Genomic DNA, 18,720 nt, shown 5'->3' with positions numbered 1-18,720 from the left:
GATGAAGGATGTCGTGATCGTCGGGGCGCTACGTACGCCGATTGGCTGCTTTCAGGGCGCGTTATCGCGCCATTCAGCCGTTGAGCTGGGCAGCGTGGTGGTGAAGGCGCTGGTGGAGAAGACGGGAATCGATCCGCAGAGCGTGGATGAGGTGATCCTCGGCCAGGTGCTGACCGCGGGAACCGGGCAAAACCCGGCCCGTCAGTCTGCTATTCGCGGCGGGTTGCCCAACACCGTATCGGCGATCACCATTAACGACGTCTGCGGTTCCGGCCTGAAAGCCCTGCACCTCGCCACCCAGGCGATCCAGTGCGGGGAGGCGGACGTGGTGATCGCCGGTGGCCAGGAGAACATGAGCCGCGCTCCGCATGTCCTCACCGACAGCCGCACCGGCGCCCAACTGGGCAACAGCCAGCTGATTGACAGCCTGGTCCATGACGGCCTGTGGGACGCCTTCAACGATTATCATATGGGCGTCACGGCGGAGAACCTCGCCCGGGAATATGGCATCAGCCGCGAACTGCAGGACGCCTGGGCGCTCAGCTCGCAGCAGAAGGCGCGCAAGGCGATTGATTCCGGACGCTTTCGCGATGAGATTGTCCCGGTCGTTACCGAGCATAACGGCGCGGCGCGCACCGTGGATACCGATGAACAACCGCGGGTGGATGCCAGCGCGGAAGGGCTGGCCAGCCTGCAGCCTACCTTCGATCGTCTCGGATCGGTAACCGCCGGCAACGCCTCCAGCATCAATGACGGCGCGGCGGCGGTGATGATGATGAGTGAGGCGAAAGCCGAGGCGCTGGGGCTGCCGATCCTTGCGCGGATCCGCGCCTTCGCCAGCGTCGGCGTCGATCCGGCGCTGATGGGCATCGCGCCGGTGCACGCCACTCGTCGCTGTCTTGAGCGGGCCGGCTGGCGGCTGGACGACGTCGATCTGATCGAAGCCAATGAGGCCTTTGCCGCTCAGGCTATCTCCGTTGGCCGGGTACTGGAGTGGGATGAGCGACGGGTCAACGTTAACGGCGGCGCGATCGCCCTCGGCCACCCCATCGGCGCCTCCGGCTGTCGGATTCTGGTGTCGCTGGTGCATGAAATGATCAAGCGCGATGCGCGTAAAGGGCTGGCGACGCTGTGCATCGGCGGCGGTCAGGGCGTGGCGCTGGCGGTAGAACGCGCGTAGCGCTGCATGTCGATTTCCATGGCCTCCTGCGGGAGGCCTTTTTTATGCGCCGCGCTTTGCCGACCCCTCTTTTTTCTCCCGTATTTCCCTCACCCACCGCCAATTTATTGAGCTCCGTCACGTCTTGTTGTGCCACCTTTTTTGAAACAAATAACTACGATCCTGGTCACTAAAACTAAGGTGCTTAAAAAATAAAATAACGTTTCATAAAAAAGAAATGACATTTTATTTATTATAAGGGGTACCCTATGTTGAAACGATCTCTGGTTCTGGCCGCCCTCTGCGGTATGTCTTTTGCGGCAACCGCGGTCACGATAGATTTACGTCATGAATTTATTGATGGCGGCAAGAGCGATAAAAGCAATGCTGACCGCGTCTCGGTGTCCCACCGCTTCGCCAACGGGCTAGGCTTTACCGTAGAGGCCAAATGGCGTTCAGGCGGCGACAACGGTTCGCAACCCTATTCGGACGTGGTGGGCAACGGCCATGAAGACACCATCAGCTGGCGCTGGAAAGCGACATCGAACCTGTTCCTCACCCCCGGGTTTACCATAGAGAGCAACGACAGCCGCTCCATCTACAAGCCGCACCTGCACGTACAATACAGTTTCGACAATGGCTTCTATGTCGCCGCTCGCTATCGCTATGAGTACACCCGCTATCCGAATGATGCCGGCAAAGATGATGACAAGGTGAATCGCGGCGACGCGTGGGCCGGGTTTGCTCTCGGCGACTGGCGCACCGAGCTGAACTATGTCTATGCCCGCAGTTCGGAAGGGGTGAACCGTAACGACAACAAACCCTACTCGCAGGAATATAACGTGAAGGTGGCCTATAAGCTGGATAACAACTGGTCGCCGTATGGTGAAATCGGCAACGTCGGCGTGAATGACCGCAGCGATCGCCAGACCCGTTTCCGCGTCGGGGTGGCTTACTCATTCTGATTTCCATCAGGCCCTCATCGTCTGTTTTCCCCGGCGCCGTCAGCCGGGGTTTTTTATGGGCCAAAGCGGGGGAACAAAAAAAAGCCCTCCGCGAAGGAGGGCAAGGCCAGTTACAGAAAAACGTTCGCCGGGGCTCAGGCGCTCAGCATCGGCGGATGGTCAGGTAATTTCGCGATATAGATGGCCGGCTTGCCGTCTTTATCGGAGCTGAACAGAATGGCGCTGTCGTCCGGCGTAAACGAGGGGTGCGGGTGCGTCACCTGGCGGCTGTTGGCCACCGTCGCCCACGAGGTATCATGGCGCGCGACGCGGAAGTAGCGCTTCTCCGCCACGTTAAAGACGTACAGATAAGGATCGTTATCAATGGAGTAGCCGCCGGTATCTTTGACATCCACCGGCGTGCCTGATCCATCGCCCACCAGCAGCGTACCGTCGAAATTGCTCATCAGATGCGAGCAGGCGGGCATCGTCATCAGGGCCTCGTTGACGCCGCTCTCCGGATCAAAGCGATAGATCGTCCGCCCCTGCTGGCCTTTCAGATAGGAGACGTAGATCAGCGCTGAACCGTCCGGGACCCAGAATTCATGGGTGCAGCTTTCCCCCGGGGCATGCGCTTTGACTTTACGCACGTTGCTGCCATCTTCATTGACCAGCCACATGCGGGCGTCAACCAGATCGTGCGGCCCTTCATGGCAGAAGGCGACGGTATGGTCGTCGAAGGGACGATAGATCGGGTGTCCCAGCCAGATTTTTTCCTCATGGATCACCTGGCTCTCACCGCTGCACAGGTCGACGCGCAGCAGGCGGCAATGCGGTCCTTTGTGGAAGAAGTCATGGAAAATCTGCCAGTCGTTGAGCGGCGTCCAGTCGCTTTTCGCAATCTCAATGCCTACCAGTTTGCTGCAATCGCTGTTTGCAACCCAGGTGCCATAGCCGACCCACGCCTCGCTGACGCGGTAAACTTCACGCTCGGCGAGGGTGGTGAGGTTCACCTCCAGCAGGGTACGGTCATTTTTCACGTAATAGAGTGACTTATCGTCCGGGGAGAGGAAGCCGCCGAAGGTGTTATCCCCGGCGCCTTCCGTCAGCTGGACGGCTTCGGCGCTGGCGATATTCAGCAGATAGTAGTTCCAGTGGCCGTCAAACTCGCCGGCGAACAGTAAATGGCTGCCATCGTTAAAAAAGCACTTCTGATAGAAGTAGTTGCGATGACAGGTGACCTCCGGGGGGGTTAAGCGGGTGACTTCCGCCCCGGTATCCGGATCGCGGCTGACGTGGTAATTCAGTTTGACCCGCATGCCTTTAGCCATGTAGTGCTCCTTTCTTTCCTGCGATGCCGCTGGACCAGAGGCGTGTCGCTGATTGATATGTTTTAAAAGATGGGTGTTAATTTATCAAAACAACGTTTCATTATTTGTGATGTCCCACGCAGTTCAGCGTAATTCCTGCATCTTCTGCGGCCTGCTGGCCTCACTTTGGCCGCCTCTCCGGACAACCGGCTGAATCATCATCCTTTTAAAACCGCTTCCTGTCCGGTGCGGGTTGCCGGATCTGTTCGCGTTTTCTTTTTTTGTAATCTCTGTCATAAAAAATGAAACAACGTTTTAAATATCATTGAAAATGACAGAGTGCGGGGCTAAGATGGCACCCATCAGTAAAACGGAACTCTGTTTTATTTTTTATGATGGGCTATGCCCGTGAGTTCGCCCTACGCTCAGTCGCGCCGCCGGCGCGAGCCGGGCCGAGAGAACCTTGCCTGCATACAGCAGGCTCTGAACGACTAAGGAACACATTATGATTCTTGATGCATTCTCCCTGCAGGGAAAAGTGGCCGTCGTGAGCGGATGCGATACCGGTTTAGGTCAGGGGATGGCCCTCGGGCTGGCGGAAGCGGGCTGCGATATTGTCGGTATCAATATTGTCGAGCCGGTGGAAACCATCGAGCGGGTGACGGCGCTGGGACGCCGCTTTCTCAGCCTGACCGCCGACCTGCGCCAGATCGACGGTATCCCTCACCTGCTGGAGCGGGCGGTGGCGGAGTTTGGCCATATTGATATTCTGGTCAACAATGCCGGCCTGATCCGCCGCGAGGACGCGCTGGCGTTCAGCGAAAAGGACTGGGACGACGTCATGAACCTCAACATCAAGAGCGTATTTTTCATGTCCCAGGCGGCGGCGAAGCACTTTATCGCCCAGGGCAGCGGCGGGAAGATCATTAACATCGCCTCGATGCTGTCGTTCCAGGGCGGGATCCGTGTGCCGTCGTATACCGCGTCCAAAAGCGCGGTAATGGGCGTCACCCGCCTGCTGGCCAACGAGTGGGCTAAACACAATATCAATGTCAACGCCATCGCCCCGGGGTATATGGCGACCAATAACACCCAGCAGCTGCGCGCTGACGAGCAGCGCAGTAGCGAAATCCTCGACCGCATTCCCGCCGGGCGCTGGGGCCTGCCGGCCGACCTGATGGGGCCGGTGGTCTTCCTCGCTTCCCCAGCCTCCGATTACATCAATGGCTACACGGTGGCGGTGGACGGCGGCTGGCTGGCGCGCTAACCGACGGCGACGGCCGGCGCGGCACTCACCGCTCCGGCCGTCTGAGCAATTATTGTCCATACCGTAAAATGAGGATCGTCCATATTCCAGAGTGAAGAATTAATGTTACCGCCCTGTATGAGCAGGGTTATTAACTATGCGAAACGAATTTTTCGTTACTTTGAAAGTTTAATGTCCATCACAAAACCCATCTTGCCAGCAAAATAGTCCATATCTTTGGCGTATCCAGCCTGACAAACTCCTCCGCCAGTCACGTACTTTCGTCCTATGTCTTTCTCTGTGTGGCAGGAATAAAAATGACTTCAATCAGTAACGACTCTGCATTAACGCCGCGGGCGCAACGTGACACCCGGCGGATGAACTGGTTTGTTTCTATCGCCGCGGCGGTGGCGGGGTTGCTCTTTGGCCTGGATATCGGCGTGATATCCGGGGCGCTGCCCTTTATTACCGACCACTTCACCTTATCCAGCCAGCTTCAGGAGTGGGTGGTCAGCAGCATGATGCTGGGGGCGGCGATAGGCGCGCTGTTTAACGGCTGGCTGTCGTTCCGCCTTGGCCGCAAATATAGCCTGATGGCGGGGGCTGTGCTCTTTGTCGCCGGCTCTATCGGCTCCGCTTTTGCCGCCAGCGTCGAAGTGCTGCTGGTGGCCCGCGTGGTGTTGGGGGTGGCCGTTGGGATCGCCTCTTACACCGCGCCGCTGTACCTCTCCGAAATGGCCAGCGAGAACGTGCGCGGCAAAATGATCAGTATGTATCAGCTGATGGTGACCCTCGGCATTGTGCTGGCGTTTCTTTCCGATACCGCCTTTAGCTACAGCGGTAACTGGCGCGCCATGCTGGGCGTGCTGGCGCTGCCGGCGGTGATCCTGATCGTTCTGGTCGTCTTTCTGCCGAACAGCCCGCGCTGGCTGGCGGAGAAAGGGCGCCATATCGAAGCGGAAGAGGTGCTGCGGATGCTGCGCGATACTTCGGAGAAGGCGCGCGATGAGCTTAACGAGATCCGCGAAAGCCTGAAGCTGAAGCAGGGCGGCTGGGCGTTGTTCAAGGTCAATCGTAACGTGCGCCGGGCGGTGTTCCTTGGCATGCTGCTGCAGGCGATGCAGCAGTTCACCGGCATGAACATCATCATGTACTACGCCCCGCGTATTTTCAAAATGGCGGGCTTTACCACTACCGAACAACAGATGATCGCCACCCTGGTGGTGGGCCTGACCTTTATGTTTGCCACCTTTATCGCGGTGTTCACGGTGGATAAAGCGGGCCGCAAGCCGGCGCTGAAAATCGGCTTCAGCGTGATGGCGCTGGGCACCCTGGTGCTCGGCTACTGCCTGATGCAGTTCGACAATGGCACCGCCTCCAGCGGCCTCTCCTGGCTTTCCGTCGGCATGACCATGATGTGTATTGCCGGGTATGCGATGAGCGCGGCGCCGGTGGTGTGGATCCTCTGCTCTGAGATCCAGCCGCTGAAATGCCGCGACTTCGGCATCACCTGCTCCACCACCACCAACTGGGTGTCGAACATGATCATCGGCGCCACCTTCCTGACGCTGCTTGACGCGATCGGCGCCGCCGGGACCTTCTGGCTCTACACGGTGCTCAACGTGGCCTTTATCGGCGTCACCTTCTGGCTGATCCCGGAGACCAAAAATGTCACCCTCGAACACATTGAGCGCAACCTGATGGCGGGCGAGAAGCTGCGCAATATCGGTAACCGTTAATGTGAGGCGCGCGGCAACCACGGGCTGGCGACCTTGCGCGTCTCCCGATGGTTGTCGCCGTGAATGATATGCAGGGCGCTCAGGCGCCCGATGTCGTAGTGCGGCAGCTGCACCGTGGAGAGCGGCGGCAGAAACAGATCGCCAATGCCTACCATATTGTCGTATCCCACCACCGCCACGTCCTGTGGAATGCGTAACCCCTGGCCCAGCAGCGTCTGATAGACCATAAAGGCGATGCGATCGTTACCGCAGATCACCGAGTCGAAGCCGGGTTTACCCTCGCGGATATGCGCCAGCACCACCGCGGGAATATCGTGGTAATGCTCATCGCCCTGGGCCATATATGAGTGGGTCAGGCTCTCCGGTTCGATGCCCGCCTCCCGGCAGGCGCGCTCCAGCCCCTGGCGGCGGCGGATTGTCGCCAGCTGGCTGGCGGGTAAGTGCAGGCACAGCGGACGACGATAGCCGGCGGCAAGCAGGGCTTTTACCGCGTCGTACTGGCCCTGTTCATCGTCCGGGATATAGCTGGCCACCGGTTGGCTGAGGCTTTCGCAGTTAGCCAGCACGCAGGGCAGGGTCAGCAGTTTGTCCGGCAGCGGCACCTGACGCAGGCCCATGGTGGTAAAGATGATGCCGTCCGGACGGTGGGAGAGGAGCAGGTCGACCACTGCTTCCGGCCGATCGTCAGAAAACATATTGACCACAAAGCTGTTCCAGCCGTGGGCGCGGGCCGTTTCTTCGATCGACAGGGTGATTTCCACCGAAAAGGGCGTGGTGACGGTATCCAGCGCCAGCACGCCGATGGTGCTGGGGGTGGCCCGCGCCCCGCGGATCTTTTTCGCCGACAGGTCGGGGACGTAGTTGGTTTCGGCGATGGCGGCCTGTACGCGGGCCAGCGTCTCCGGCTTCAGCCGCTCCGGGGTGTTCAGCGCCCGTGAGACGGTCATCAGAGATACATTCGCCAGTTTTGCTACATCTTTCAGGGATGCCATTTTTTCCTCCGCCATAGCTGCAGAGTACAGGCTATACAACTAAGTCGCTGATGTAAAAGCGTGAAACGATTTTCTGCTAACGCCGTCGTGAGCGATGTTGCGGTTGATTTTTGATCGCGATCGCATCTTCGTTATGTTAACGTTAACTTTTGTGATTAACATCATATATCGCAGCGAATCCCTCTGCGCTTTGTTTTTTGTTAACGTTACCATAATTGCATTCCTCTAACACGAGAATGTCATGATGAAAGCGCATCACTCACACAGCTACCCATTGCTCAGTGCCTTACTGTTTTTCTTTTTCGTGACCTGGTCGTCATCCGGCTCCTTGCTTTCCATCTGGCTGCACCAGGAGGTGGGGCTGAAGGCCGGCGATACCGGTATCATCTACGCCGTGCTGTCGGTTTCCGCGCTGTTTGCGCAAGTTTGCTATGGCTTTATCCAGGATAAGCTGGGGCTGCGCAAACATCTGCTCTGGTATATCACCGCGCTGCTGATCCTCTCCGGTCCGGCGTATCTGCTGTTCGGCCATCTGCTGAAAATTAACGTCCTGCTGGGCAGCATCTTCGGCGGGATCTACATCGGCTTGACCTTTAACGGCGGCATTGGCGTGCTGGAATCCTATACCGAGCGCGTGGCGCGCCAGAGCCAGTTTGAATTCGGCAGGGCGCGGATGTGGGGCTCGCTGGGCTGGGCGGTGGCCACCTTCTTCGCCGGTCTGCTGTTTAACATCAACCCGCAGCTTAACTTCCTCGTCGCCAGCTGCTCCGGACTGGTGTTTTTTATTCTGCTGGCCCGGCTGCGCGTCTCCTCGGCACCGCATGCGATGCAGGAGGCGGTTTCAGGCGGCAAGGTGACCCTGGAAGATGCGCTGCGCCTGCTGACGCTGCCGCGCTTCTGGGCGCTGGTCTTCTTCGTCATCGGCACCTGCATCTACGGCGTCTATGACCAGCAGTTCCCGGTCTATTTCTCATCGCAGTTCGCGACCCTGCAGGAAGGCAATGAGATGTATGGCTACCTTAACTCCTTCCAGGTGTTCCTCGAGGCGGCCGGCATGTTCTGCGCGCCGTGGCTGGTGAACCGCATCGGGGCCAAAAACGGTCTGATTTTCGCCGGCATGGTGATGGCGATGCGCATGGTGGCCTCCGGCCTGGTGGAAGGGCCGCTGCTGATCTCCATCACCAAACTGCTGCACGCGGTGGAGCTGCCGATACTGCTGGTGGCTATCTTTAAGTACAACAGTATCAACTTCGATAAACGCCTCTCCTCCACCCTCTATCTGGTGGGCTTCGCCTGCACCAGCTCGATTATCGCCAGCGTATTGTCGCCGCTGGCGGGCTACAGCTATGAAAAATATGGCTTCGCCCAGTCCTATCTGATCATGGGCCTGCTGGTGTTCTGCACCACCTTTATTTCCATCTTCTTGTTGCGCTCCGGCAAATCCTCCGCCGATCCGCTGATGTCGCAACCTACCGCTATCTGAATCAAAAAGAGTGAAAACGATGACTTACACAATCTCCAGGGCTGAACAGGTACTCCAGACACAACGCCAGGCGCTCAATCTGCGCTGGTATCCGCACTATCACCTGGCGGCCCGCGCCGGGTGGATCAACGACCCAAACGGTCTGGTGTGGTTCGACGGCTGGTACCATGCTTTTTATCAACATCACCCGTACTCCACCCAGTGGGGGCCGATGCACTGGGGGCATGCGCGGAGCAAGGATCTGGTGCACTGGGAGCATCTGCCGGTGGCCCTGGCGCCGGAGGGGCCGGAGGATAAAGACGGCTGCTTCTCCGGCTCGGCGGTGGTCGATGGCGATACCCTGGCGCTGATTTACACCGGGCATAAATTCCACGGCGACCCTGGCGACGAAGCCAATCTGTATCAGGTACAGTGCCTGGCCACCAGCCGGGACGGGATCCACTTCGAGCGCCAGGGGATGGTGGTCGACACTCCGCCGGGCATGCACCATTTCCGCGACCCGAAGGTCTGGCGGGAGGGAGACAGCTGGTACATGATCGTCGGCGCGCGCGAAGGCGACACCGGTCAGGTACGGCTGTACCGTTCAGCCGATCTGCGCCAGTGGCAGGACGCGGGGGTGCTGGATGAAGCGGAAAGCACCATGGGTTATATGTGGGAGTGCCCGGACTTCTTCACCCTCAACGGCAAACGCGTCCTGATGTTTTCCCCGCAGGGGATGCAGGCCGAGGGGTTCCGCAACCGCAACCTGTTCCAGAGCGGCTATCTGATCGGCGAGTGGCAGCCGGGGCAGCGATTCGTCCGCCACGGCGAGTTCACGGAGATGGATCACGGCCACGATTTCTATGCGCCGCAAAGCTTCGCCACCCCCGATGGCCGGCGGATCGTGATTGGCTGGCTGGATATGTGGGAATCGCCGCTGCCGGAGCAGCAGGACGGCTGGGCGGGCATGCTCTCCCTGCCGCGCGAGCTGAGCCTGAGCGCGGATAACCGCCTGCAGATGCGCCCGGCGAAAGAAGTGGAGAGCCTGCGCGGCGCCTGGTTCCCGTGGCCGGTAAGCACCCTGAACAATCAGCAGACCACGATGGTCGACAACTGCGAGGCGATGGAGGTCAACCTGCGCTGGAACTGCGCCAGCAGCAGCGCCGAGCAGTATGGTCTGCGCTTTGGCGATGGCCTGCGCCTCTACGTGGATGCCCAACAGCAGCGTCTGGTGCTGGAGCGGCATTATCCGCAGTATGGCCTGTGCGGGACGCGCAGCGTACCGTTGACCGCCGGGGCGGATCTCAATCTGCGGATATTTTTCGATAGCTCTTCGGTGGAGGTTTTTGTCAATGACGGCGAGGCCTGCCTGAGCAGCCGTATCTACCCGCAGGCTCCCTGCCGTGAATTAGCGTTATTTGCCTGGAGCGGTTCGGCGGCATTAACCGAAGCCGGAACCTGGCAGCTCGAATAATAAAAAGGCTGTTGTCGTTAATAACCCGTCTTTGACGATGGGCGGGTTATTATTGCCTGTATCGTCGTGCATTACCCATTAATAAAAAATTCAGTTCATTCCATAATAAAAGGGTTTACCGATGAATAAAATCTGGGTCGGGTGTTTTCTCACGTCTCTGTATCTGCCACAGGCGATGGCGCAGGCGCCGTTATCGCTGGAAGAGCGGCTGGCGCAAATGGAGCAGCGGCTGAAGGCGACGGAGGCGCGCGCCGCCAGCGCAGAGGCGGAGATTAAGACGCTGAAAGGCCAGCAGCAGGCCACGACCGTCGCCCGCGCGGCGCCGGCTACGCCGCGCCTGCAGCTGAACGACAATGGCGAATTAAAATTTTATGGCGACGTCGAATTTAATCTTGATGGCGCCAGCCGCACCGGTAGCCTGACGTCGGTCAAAACCAGCGCGAATAAAAGTTGGGCGCCCGGCGAGAAAGAACGCTGGGATATTAATGGCCGTATTCTGCTGGGTTTTGATGGCAGACGTAATGGCGACGACGGGAAATATGCCGGATTCAGCGTGCAGCCGCTGGCGGATATGGATGGCAAAATGAATCTCGACGATGCGGTATTTTTCTTTGGTCAGCAGGATGACTGGAAAATAAAAATAGGCCGCTTTGAAGCCTGGGATATGTTCCCCCTGAATCAGGATACCTTTATTGAATATTCAGGAAATACCGCCAACGACCTTTATTCCGACGGCTATGGCTATATTTACATGATGAAAGAGGGGCGCGGGCGCAGCAGCAGCGGCGGCAACCTCCTGTTCAGCAAAACCGTAGATAACTGGTATTTCGAGGTCAATACCCTGGTGGAGGACGGCAGTTCGCTGTTTGTCGATCAGAACTATCACGGTAATGCGCTGGAAAACCGCAAAAACGTAGTGTACGTGCGGCCGGTGGCGGTGTGGCAGTCCGGCGCCTGGTCGGCGGCGGCAGCGATAGAGAGCAACCTCGTCAACAACGCCTACGGCTATCAGAGTCAGAGCGGGCGCTGGGTCGACCAGTCAAACCGCACCGGCTACGGGATGACCATGAGCTGGAACACCCTGAAAAGCGATCCGCACGATGGGGCGGTGGTCAATCTGAGTACTGCCCTGCTGGACGCGGCGGATGAAACCGACTTCAGCGCCGGAATCAATGCCCTGTGGCATCGCGTGGAGCTGGGCTATATCTACGCGCATAACAAAATCGATCAGTTCAACATGGCCGGGGTGAATGGCGAGTGCGATGGCGACTGCGCAATCCTCGCGCCGGGGCGCTATGACATCCATACCGTGCATACATCCTGGCAGTTGCCGAATATTATGGCGATGCCGAACTTCAATATTTACCTTGGCGCCTACGCCTCGTGGCTCGATTCCACGGCGGCGAAGAGCGGGAATCCCGACGAACGCTATGGCGCCCGGGTGCGCTTTAAATATTTCTTCTGATATTTCTTCTGACAGGATACTCAGGCAGGCTCTCCCGCGGCGGACGCCGCGGGAGAGTTCAGGTGGGCAGGTTAACGCATCGCGCGGCGCAGAATGCGGTCGGTCTGGCGCTGGAAGTCCTCGGCCGCTTCTTCCACCGACTTTTTACCGTAGTCGATGTACTGCAGGGTGGTGCCGAACTGGGCGACGATCTGTGGGTCGTCGAAGTACGGCGAGACCGGCAGGGTGGTGGGCAGGGATTGCGCCAGCTTCAGGCCGGACACCGCCGGATCGTCGGCTTTGATGATCCCGTCCTCGGTCAGGTAGGTGACCGCCGCTTTGCTCAGCGGCACGCCACGCTCCAGACCCAGAATATCCACCCCTTCTTTACTGTTCAGCAGGAAGTTAATCAATTTCGCCGCCGCCTGCGGGTTTTTCGTCGATTTGCCAATGGACAGCATCTGCGCAGGCTTGAAGAACAGTCCGGCATCGGTGGCGCCGGGGAGCATCGGGTATTCCCCCAGCACCAGCTTCGCCGGCGGCTTCAGATTGTCGGAATATTTATTGATGGTGGAGTTCCACATGTAGGTCCCGCCCCATTCACCCTGGATCCACGGCTTCATCTCGTACATGTTGCTCTTGCCGAACGAGGCATAGTAGCGGGTGTCCGGCATCACATGGCTGTCGATAAGCTTCTTATACATGCCGAAGAAGTCCGCCCACTGCGCTTTGCTGTAGGAGAATTTGCGGCCCTTCTCATCGATGGCCGGCTGGTTGTATTTTTGCACCATGTAAGAGTTGAGCAGGGCCAGCACGTCCTGGTGCTCAAGCACCACCGGGTAGTACTGTTTCCCGAGTTTGCTTTCGAAAGTTTTTCCCGCCGCCAGCAGTTCATCCCAGGTTTTCGGGAAGGGGATGCCCGCCTTTTTCCACGCTTCGTCGTTAAAGTAGAAAACGCGGGCGGTGACCGACACCGGGATGCCGTTGAGCTTGCCGTTGACCGTGGTGGACTGCAGCTCTTTGGCGTCAAACTGGCTGAGATCGATCTCGTCTTTCAGGGTATTGAGATCGTAAAAGCCATCGCCATTTTTCGAAAAGATCGGCAGCCAGTTCCAGTTGGTCTGCATCACGTCAGGCTCGGTGCCGCCGGCTATCTGGGTGGTCAGGCGCGAAAGATGGCCGTCCCAACCGGTATATTCCGCTTTGACATTGATATCAGGATATTGCTGGTGAAAAGCCTCCAGCGCCTTGAGGGTCACCTGATGGCGGCCATTGCCCCCCCACCAGGACATGCGCAGGTCGACATCCTGCGCCAGCGAGGAGAAGGCGCTAAGGCCCAGGGTGGCGGAGAGGGTGGCGCTTATCAGCACGTTTTTCATTGTTATGCTCCAGGGTTCACAGAGAGAGGTTCTGTTCGGTTTTGGCGTCAAAGATGTGACACTTGTTAAGATCAAAGGTGAAATAGACTTTTCGATTCAGTCCCTTAGCAATCATCGGCTTCGCATCGTCCGACGGCACGCGAGCGGTCAGCTCGTAGCCCGCGACCTGCAGATAGACAAAGAACTCATGACCCATGTTTTCCACCCGCACCATCTCGCCCATGCAGCTGCCTTCGGCGAACGGTGCGTCGGAGAGCGACACGAATTCCGGGCGGACCCCGTAGAACACCTCCTGATGCTGATAGGCGCCGACTTTCTCCGCCAGACGGTCGTTCAACGGCAGGCGCTGGTCGCCAAGGGTCAGGCACAGGCGGCCGTCGTGCTCAACCAGCTGGCTGGGGCGAATATTCATCTCCGGCGCGCCGATAAAGCCGGCGACAAACATATTTTTCGGCTGGTGGTAAAGGTTGTCCGGGGTATCGACCTGCATAATGTGGCCGAGCTTCATCACGCAGATGCGGTCGCCCATGGTCATCGCTTCCGTCTGATCGTGGGTAACGTAGACGGTGGTCGCCGGTTTACCGGATTTTTTCAACTGCTTATGCAGATCGGAAATGCGGATGCGCATCGAGGCGCGCAGCTTGGCGTCCAGGTTGGAGAGCGGCTCGTCGAACAGGAAGACGTCCGGTTTTTTGACGATCGCCCGGCCCACCGCCACGCGCTGCGCCTGGCCGCCGGAGAGCTGGCGTGGCAGACGTTCCAGCAGCTCCTCCAGTTCGAGGATTTTCGCCGCTTCCTCCACCTGCCGATCAATCTGCGCCTTGGGCAGCTTGCTCAGCTTCAGGCCAAAGGCGAGGTTTTCGCGCACCGTCATATGCGGATAGAGGGCGTAGTTCTGGAACACCATCGCAATACCACGGGATTTAGGCGCCAGGTTGTTGACGATCTTGTCGCCGATCCGCACCTCGCCGCCGCTGATGGTCTCCAGACCCGCCAGCATGCGCAGGGTGGTCGATTTGGCGCAGCCGGAAGGGCCGACGATCACCATAAATTCGCCATCGGCAATCTTCAGGTCGATACCATGCACCGCTTTAAACCCGTTGGAGTAAACTTTTTCCAGTTTGTTGAAAATCACTTCAGCCATGATATTTCCCTCTTAACCTTTGATTCCGCTGCTGGTCACGCCCTGCACGAAGTAGCGTTGAGCCAGGAAGAAGACGATGATGGACGGCAGAATGGAGATGCTCGCCATTGCCAGAATTTCGTTCCACGGAGCGCCTTCCGTGACGTCGATAGACATTTTGAGCGCCAGCGCGATGGGATACTTATCGACGCTGTAGACGTAGATCAGCGGACCGATAAAGTCATTCATCGACCACATGAACTGGAACAGCGCCACCGAGATAATGGCCGGCTTGAGGATCGGCACCACCACATACCACAGCACCTGGATGGAGTTGCAGCCGTCGATCTGCGCCGCCTCTTCCATATCCCGCGGCACGCCGCGCAGAAACTGGATCAGCATAAAGACAAAGAATCCCTGGGTGGCGAAGGCCAGAGGCAGATACAGCGGCAGATAGCTGTTCAGCATCCCCATTTCGCGGAACATCAGGTACTGCGGGATAAGCAGGACGGTGCTCGGCAGCAGCATGGTGGTGATGAGCGTCGCGAACCAGAACTTCTTCCACGGGATCTCAAAGCGCGCGAAGCCGTACGCCACGATGGTGGAGGAGATGATGGTTAACACCACCTTCGGGATCACATACTTAAAGGTGTTCAGCATATAGTGGCCGAAATGGTATTCGGTGCCGGTCTTCCAGCCGTTGATAAACCCGTCCCAGGTGGCGTGGGTCGGCCACAGCCCGAGGGTGGTGAAGATCTCATGGTTCGGCTTGAACGAGGCGGAGAACATCCACGCCAGCGGGTAGAGCATCAGCAGGCCGACGAATATCAGCACGACGTAGCGCACCACCCGGCTCACTTTTTCCCGGCGCAGCGTACGGGCGACCTCACGATCGGCGTCGCTCATCACCGGCGCCATCTGTTGAATATCAGCCATTTTTGCCTCCCTTATCGGCGGAGTAGAAGACCCAGTATTTAGATGACTTAAAGGCGATCGACGCAAAGACCGCCACGACGAGGAACAGCACCCACGCCAGCGCGGCGCCATAGCCCATGTCGAAGTACTTAAAGGCGGTATCGTAGATGTAGAGCGAGAACAGGTAGGTGTAATAGGTCGGGCCGCCGCCGGTTATCACGTACGGGCCGGTAAACTCCTGGAACGCCTGGGTAGTCTGCATAATAAAGTTGAAGAAAATCACCGGGGTGATCAGCGGCACGGTGACCTTCATAAACATCTGCCACTTCGAGGCGCCGTCGATCATTGCCGCCTCATACTGCGACTGCGGGACGTTCTGCAGGGCGGCGAGGAAGATGACCATCGCGGAGCCAAACTGCCAGACGCGCAGCAGGGTGACCGACATTAAAGCCAGCGAGGGTTCCCCCAGCCAGTTGACGGCATCGATGCCAAAGACGGCGAGAAAGCTGTTCAGCAGGCCGTCAATGGCGAACAGGGCGCGCCACAGCACGGCAATCGCCACCGAGCTGCCGAGGATCGACGGGATGTAGTAGGCGGTGCGGAAAAAGCCGATGCCGCGCAGTTTGAAATTGAGCACAAAGGCAATGCCGAGGGCGAAAGCCAGTTTGAAGGGGATGGTTAAAAAGACGTAGGCAAAGGTCACCCCCATCGATTTCCAGAACAGGCTATCCTCGGTCAACATATAGCGATAGTTTTCAATGCCGTTAAATACCGGCGGACTCATCAAGTCGTACTCAGTAAAACTGAGAAAGAAAGATGAAACAAAAGGAAAAGCAGTAAAGACAATCAGCCCGATGATATAGGGCGATATCCATGCCAATCCCAGCAGCTTGTTTTCATTCATACATACCTACCTGGCTTACGAGTTGTAATACGGATCGGGTGACGCGGCGCTGTCGGCCTTTTGCCGCGACCAACGCAAAAAGTCTGAACGTTTCCTCTGGTTAACATATCCTTGTTAATGAATGGCTTAAGTTTTATCTGGCCCAACATGGAGGGGCCGTCAGGCTCTTTTTTATGCTGATCTGTTTTTTATAAAACACCGTTTTAATTTCATTTTATTGCGATTTATTTCCGCGTCATGCAGATCTGGATGGAAATGTGATCAAAGTCGAAACGATGTTTCAAAAAGGTGAGGTGGTAAGCACTTTAAGGATCTTAGGGAGCTTGAAAACAAGGAATAATCAGTCTGAACTGAGCGGGAAATATTATTACCAGGATAATGATTGGGGCGGCATCTTTTTTAGCGCGTGCTGTGAAACCTGGATCGGGGGCGGCGATCGCCCCCGTCTTTCATCAGCGTGCGAGAAAATCTTCGCGGATCGGGGTAAAGGTGTCGAGCAGCGTGCCGGGCTGCAGACAGACGCAGCCGTGCATGATCCCCGGCTGCTTATACAGCGTATCGCCAGCGCTGACGACGCGCGTCTCCTCGCCGATAGTGAACTCGAACTCGCCCGAGAGCACATAGGTGAGCTGTTCGTGAGGATGGTTATGCATCGGGCCGACGGCGCCGGCGGCAAAATTCACCTCTACGGCCATCATTTTGCCGTCGTGCGCCAGAATGCGGCGGGTTACGCCATTGCCGAGGTCTTCAAGGGTGGTGTCTTTATGGAAAATAAACATCGGGCGATCCTGTTGTTAAAATGAAACGTTGTTTCACTTAACTTATCCCACTCTTCATGAAAAAGAAATACGCGGCCAGAGAAGTGGAAAGTTGATCACAAGTTTGTTTCACTGGCAGAAACGACATAAGGAGCAGAAGATGAAAACCATTGGCCTGTTAGGCGGCATGAGCTGGGAGTCAACGATCCCTTACTATCGCCTGATTAATGAAGGCGTGAAGGCGCGACTGGGCGGGCTGCACTCCGCCAGCCTGGTGCTGCACAGCGTCGATTTTCACGACATCGAAGCCTGTCAGTCCGCCGGCGACTGGGATCGCGCCGGGGCGATCCTTGCCGAAGCCGCGGTCGGGCTCCAGCAGGCGGGCGCCGAGGGCATTGTCCTGTGCACCAACACCATGCACAAGGTAGCGGATGCCATCGCCGCCCGCTGCCAGGTTCCCTTTCTGCATATCGCCGATGCCACCGGGCGGGCGATTGCCGCCAGAGGCCAGCGGCGGGTCGCGCTGCTGGGCACTCGCTATACCATGGAGCAGACCTTTTATCGCGGTCGTCTGCAGGAGCAGTTTGCCATCGAGACGCTGATCCCCGAGGCCGACGATCGGGCGCGGATCAATCAGATCATCTTCGACGAGCTCTGTCTCGGCACCTTCAGCGAGGCGTCGCGGGACTATTATCTGCAGACGATCGCCGCCCTGGCGGAGCAGGGAGCGGAAGGGGTTATTTTCGGCTGTACGGAGATAGGCCTGCTGGTGCCTGCCGAGCTCAGCCCGCTGCCGGTCTTTGACACCGCGGCGATCCATGCGGAAGACGCGGTCAACTTTATGCTCTCTGCAGGACCGACGCCAGCGGCGTGAGGATCTGCGGCAGACTCTGCTGCAGGTGCGTCACGAAGGCATCGACCAGCGCCGAGCGCGGGCGATGGAGCGGGCGGATCAGGCTGACGGTAAACGGCACCTCAACGCTGAAGCGGCGCACCACCACGCCGCTATCGGCATAGTCCAGGGCGGTCAGCGGGTTAACCACCGAGATCCCGGCGCCGGCGCGCACCATGGCGCAGATCGAGGCCGCGCTGTGGGTTTCGACCACCATCCGCCGCTTGACCTGATGCTCAAGGAACAGGGCGTCGAGCAGCTGGCGATAGCTGTCGGTGCGCGACAGGCTGATGTAGTTTTCGCCCTGAAAATCGGCGGGGGTCAGCGTCGTCTGCGCCGCCAGCGGATGGCCGGCGGGCAGCACGCAGACTTCATTCAGCGTCAGCAACGGAGTGCGTTCGGTGCCCGCCGGGGTATGCAAGGTCTCCGTCAGGCCAAGGTCATGGCGCTGGGCGGAGAGCCACTCCTCCAGCAGCGGCGACTCCTGAGGGACGATCTGCAGGCTGACCTCCGGGTAGCGGGCGAGAAACGGTGGCAACAGCAGCGGCAGAAAGGACTGGGAAAACACCGGCAGGCAGGCGATCGACAGCTCGCCCTGGCGAAACTCGCGCAGGCTCTCGGCGGCGCTGACGATGCGGTCCAGGCCGTACCAGGAACGCTGAACCTCCTCAAACAGGCGCAGGCCCTGCACGGTTGGCTGCAGGCGACCGCGGGTCCGCTCAAACAGCTGAAGGCCGAGCACCTTCTCAAAGCGCGCCAGCTCGCGGCTGACGGTGGGTTGCGAGGTGTGCAGCATCCTCGCGGCTTCGGTCAGGTTGCCGGTGGTCATCACCGCGTGAAAGATTTCGATATGGCGCAAATTGACGGCTGGCATGCGGTCTCCCTGAGGCTCGGCTGTAACCATATCATTTTTGCATAGAGTCGCGATAAAACGATATTTTTTATTGGTCAGGCACTGTGGCGTAATCAGAAAAAACAG

Annotated in this window: 17 protein-coding genes; 9 read left to right on the top strand and 8 right to left on the bottom strand. The window is 58.2% G+C overall.

What is annotated here, in order from left to right:
* Window position 1 precedes the first annotated feature (1 nt).
* Both ACQUTI_RS15240 and ompK26 read left to right on the top strand, forming a co-directional pair.
* Window positions 2-1,180, top strand: a complete 1,179-nt coding sequence (locus ACQUTI_RS15240; RefSeq protein ID WP_004205397.1) for an acetyl-CoA C-acetyltransferase — start codon at window positions 2-4, stop codon at window positions 1,178-1,180.
* A gap of 248 nt (window positions 1,181-1,428) precedes the next feature.
* Window positions 1,429-2,124, top strand: a complete 696-nt coding sequence (ompK26, locus tag ACQUTI_RS15235; RefSeq protein ID WP_004205398.1) for a KdgM family porin OmpK26 — start codon at window positions 1,429-1,431, stop codon at window positions 2,122-2,124.
* Between the two features lie 134 nt (window positions 2,125-2,258).
* On the opposite strand, the gene ACQUTI_RS15230 is transcribed toward ompK26, so the two are convergent.
* Window positions 2,259-3,434, bottom strand: a complete 1,176-nt coding sequence (locus ACQUTI_RS15230) for an oligogalacturonate lyase family protein (protein WP_004205399.1) — start codon at window positions 3,432-3,434, stop codon at window positions 2,259-2,261.
* Between the two features lie 484 nt (window positions 3,435-3,918).
* Here ACQUTI_RS15230 and kduD point away from each other — a divergent pair, with 484 nt between their 5' ends.
* Both kduD and araE read left to right on the top strand, forming a co-directional pair.
* Window positions 3,919-4,680, top strand: coding sequence for a 2-dehydro-3-deoxy-D-gluconate 5-dehydrogenase KduD (kduD, locus tag ACQUTI_RS15225; RefSeq protein WP_004205401.1), 762 nt, complete (start codon window positions 3,919-3,921; stop codon window positions 4,678-4,680).
* Between the two features lie 296 nt (window positions 4,681-4,976).
* Window positions 4,977-6,398: an arabinose-proton symporter AraE gene (gene araE, locus ACQUTI_RS15220; protein WP_004205402.1), complete on the top strand. Its 1,422-nt coding sequence runs from the start codon at window positions 4,977-4,979 to the stop codon at window positions 6,396-6,398.
* On the opposite strand, the gene ACQUTI_RS15215 is transcribed toward araE, so the two are convergent.
* Window positions 6,395-7,390, bottom strand: coding sequence for a LacI family DNA-binding transcriptional regulator (locus ACQUTI_RS15215; RefSeq protein WP_004205404.1), 996 nt, complete (start codon window positions 7,388-7,390; stop codon window positions 6,395-6,397). The two genes, araE and ACQUTI_RS15215, sit on opposite strands and share 4 nt — an antisense overlap.
* A gap of 94 nt (window positions 7,391-7,484) precedes the next feature.
* Between ACQUTI_RS15215 and ACQUTI_RS15210 the strand changes: the two genes are divergently transcribed.
* The 4 genes from ACQUTI_RS15210 (at window position 7,485) to ACQUTI_RS15195 (ending at window position 11,791) form a co-directional block, all read left to right on the top strand.
* Window positions 7,485-7,619, top strand: a complete 135-nt coding sequence (locus tag ACQUTI_RS15210; protein WP_048325637.1) for a hypothetical protein — start codon at window positions 7,485-7,487, stop codon at window positions 7,617-7,619.
* A gap of 12 nt (window positions 7,620-7,631) precedes the next feature.
* A complete protein-coding gene (locus tag ACQUTI_RS15205; RefSeq protein WP_004205406.1) occupies window positions 7,632-8,873 on the top strand; it encodes an MFS transporter in 1,242 nt (413 codons plus the stop codon).
* Between the two features lie 19 nt (window positions 8,874-8,892).
* On the top strand, window positions 8,893-10,326 hold the full coding sequence (locus ACQUTI_RS15200) for a glycoside hydrolase family 32 protein (RefSeq protein WP_122542450.1): 1,434 nt from the start codon (window positions 8,893-8,895) through the stop codon (window positions 10,324-10,326).
* A 121-nt stretch (window positions 10,327-10,447) separates the two neighbouring features.
* The gene (locus ACQUTI_RS15195; protein WP_049004100.1) at window positions 10,448-11,791 is read left to right on the top strand and encodes a carbohydrate porin; all 1,344 of its coding nucleotides are present in this window, start codon (window positions 10,448-10,450) and stop codon (window positions 11,789-11,791) included.
* 71 nt (window positions 11,792-11,862) lie between these two features.
* Here ACQUTI_RS15195 and ACQUTI_RS15190 read toward each other — a convergent pair whose 3' ends face one another.
* From ACQUTI_RS15190 to ACQUTI_RS15170, 5 genes are all read right to left on the bottom strand, one after another.
* Complete coding sequence (locus ACQUTI_RS15190) at window positions 11,863-13,149, bottom strand: ABC transporter substrate-binding protein (protein ID WP_004205415.1); 1,287 nt, start codon at window positions 13,147-13,149, stop codon at window positions 11,863-11,865.
* 16 nt (window positions 13,150-13,165) lie between these two features.
* Window positions 13,166-14,293 carry an ABC transporter ATP-binding protein gene (locus ACQUTI_RS15185; protein ID WP_004205417.1) on the bottom strand — a complete coding sequence of 376 codons (1,128 nt, stop codon included), beginning with the start codon at window positions 14,291-14,293 and terminating at the stop codon, window positions 13,166-13,168.
* A gap of 12 nt (window positions 14,294-14,305) precedes the next feature.
* A complete protein-coding gene (locus ACQUTI_RS15180) occupies window positions 14,306-15,208 on the bottom strand; it encodes a carbohydrate ABC transporter permease (RefSeq protein ID WP_004205418.1) in 903 nt (300 codons plus the stop codon).
* Window positions 15,201-16,091, bottom strand: a complete 891-nt coding sequence (locus tag ACQUTI_RS15175; RefSeq protein WP_122542448.1) for a carbohydrate ABC transporter permease — start codon at window positions 16,089-16,091, stop codon at window positions 15,201-15,203. The genes ACQUTI_RS15180 and ACQUTI_RS15175 overlap by 8 nt, the downstream gene beginning before the upstream one ends.
* Window positions 16,092-16,543: 452 nt before the next feature.
* Complete coding sequence (locus tag ACQUTI_RS15170; protein WP_004205420.1) at window positions 16,544-16,870, bottom strand: cupin domain-containing protein; 327 nt, start codon at window positions 16,868-16,870, stop codon at window positions 16,544-16,546.
* A 139-nt stretch (window positions 16,871-17,009) separates the two neighbouring features.
* On the opposite strand from ACQUTI_RS15170, the gene ACQUTI_RS15165 reads away from it, so the two are divergent.
* Complete coding sequence (locus tag ACQUTI_RS15165; RefSeq protein WP_064183201.1) at window positions 17,010-17,723, top strand: aspartate/glutamate racemase; 714 nt, start codon at window positions 17,010-17,012, stop codon at window positions 17,721-17,723.
* Here ACQUTI_RS15165 and ACQUTI_RS15160 read toward each other — a convergent pair.
* Entirely contained in the window at window positions 17,689-18,615 is a 927-nt protein-coding gene (locus tag ACQUTI_RS15160) for a LysR family transcriptional regulator (protein WP_004205422.1), read from the bottom strand. The two genes, ACQUTI_RS15165 and ACQUTI_RS15160, sit on opposite strands and share 35 nt — an antisense overlap.
* Window positions 18,616-18,720 lie beyond the last annotated feature (105 nt).

The sequence above is a fragment of the Klebsiella sp. 7-CIP_Kleb. genome (assembly GCF_050378655.1).
Lineage (GTDB): Bacteria > Pseudomonadota > Gammaproteobacteria > Enterobacterales > Enterobacteriaceae > Klebsiella > Klebsiella quasipneumoniae.
The sequence above is the reverse complement of the archived record's forward strand: the minus strand, read 5'-3'. Positions and strand labels throughout refer to the sequence as shown.

Coding starts and splice junctions, on each gene's coding strand:
- araE (WP_004205402.1), top strand. CDS start 4,977: ATGACTTCAATCAGTAACGACTCTGCATTAACGCCGCGGGCGCAACGT.
- ACQUTI_RS15195 (WP_049004100.1), top strand. CDS start 10,448: ATGAATAAAATCTGGGTCGGGTGTTTTCTCACGTCTCTGTATCTGCCA.
- ACQUTI_RS15205 (WP_004205406.1), top strand. CDS start 7,632: ATGATGAAAGCGCATCACTCACACAGCTACCCATTGCTCAGTGCCTTA.
- ACQUTI_RS15190 (WP_004205415.1), bottom strand. CDS start 13,149: ATGAAAAACGTGCTGATAAGCGCCACCCTCTCCGCCACCCTGGGCCTT.
- ACQUTI_RS15200 (WP_122542450.1), top strand. CDS start 8,893: ATGACTTACACAATCTCCAGGGCTGAACAGGTACTCCAGACACAACGC.
- kduD (WP_004205401.1), top strand. CDS start 3,919: ATGATTCTTGATGCATTCTCCCTGCAGGGAAAAGTGGCCGTCGTGAGC.
- ACQUTI_RS15160 (WP_004205422.1), bottom strand. CDS start 18,615: ATGCCAGCCGTCAATTTGCGCCATATCGAAATCTTTCACGCGGTGATG.
- ACQUTI_RS15165 (WP_064183201.1), top strand. CDS start 17,010: ATGAAAACCATTGGCCTGTTAGGCGGCATGAGCTGGGAGTCAACGATC.
- ACQUTI_RS15175 (WP_122542448.1), bottom strand. CDS start 16,091: ATGAATGAAAACAAGCTGCTGGGATTGGCATGGATATCGCCCTATATC.
- ompK26 (WP_004205398.1), top strand. CDS start 1,429: ATGTTGAAACGATCTCTGGTTCTGGCCGCCCTCTGCGGTATGTCTTTT.
- ACQUTI_RS15210 (WP_048325637.1), top strand. CDS start 7,485: ATGTTGCGGTTGATTTTTGATCGCGATCGCATCTTCGTTATGTTAACG.
- ACQUTI_RS15230 (WP_004205399.1), bottom strand. CDS start 3,434: ATGGCTAAAGGCATGCGGGTCAAACTGAATTACCACGTCAGCCGCGAT.
- ACQUTI_RS15240 (WP_004205397.1), top strand. CDS start 2: ATGAAGGATGTCGTGATCGTCGGGGCGCTACGTACGCCGATTGGCTGC.
- ACQUTI_RS15215 (WP_004205404.1), bottom strand. CDS start 7,390: ATGGCATCCCTGAAAGATGTAGCAAAACTGGCGAATGTATCTCTGATG.
- ACQUTI_RS15185 (WP_004205417.1), bottom strand. CDS start 14,293: ATGGCTGAAGTGATTTTCAACAAACTGGAAAAAGTTTACTCCAACGGG.
- ACQUTI_RS15170 (WP_004205420.1), bottom strand. CDS start 16,870: ATGTTTATTTTCCATAAAGACACCACCCTTGAAGACCTCGGCAATGGC.
- ACQUTI_RS15180 (WP_004205418.1), bottom strand. CDS start 15,208: ATGGCTGATATTCAACAGATGGCGCCGGTGATGAGCGACGCCGATCGT.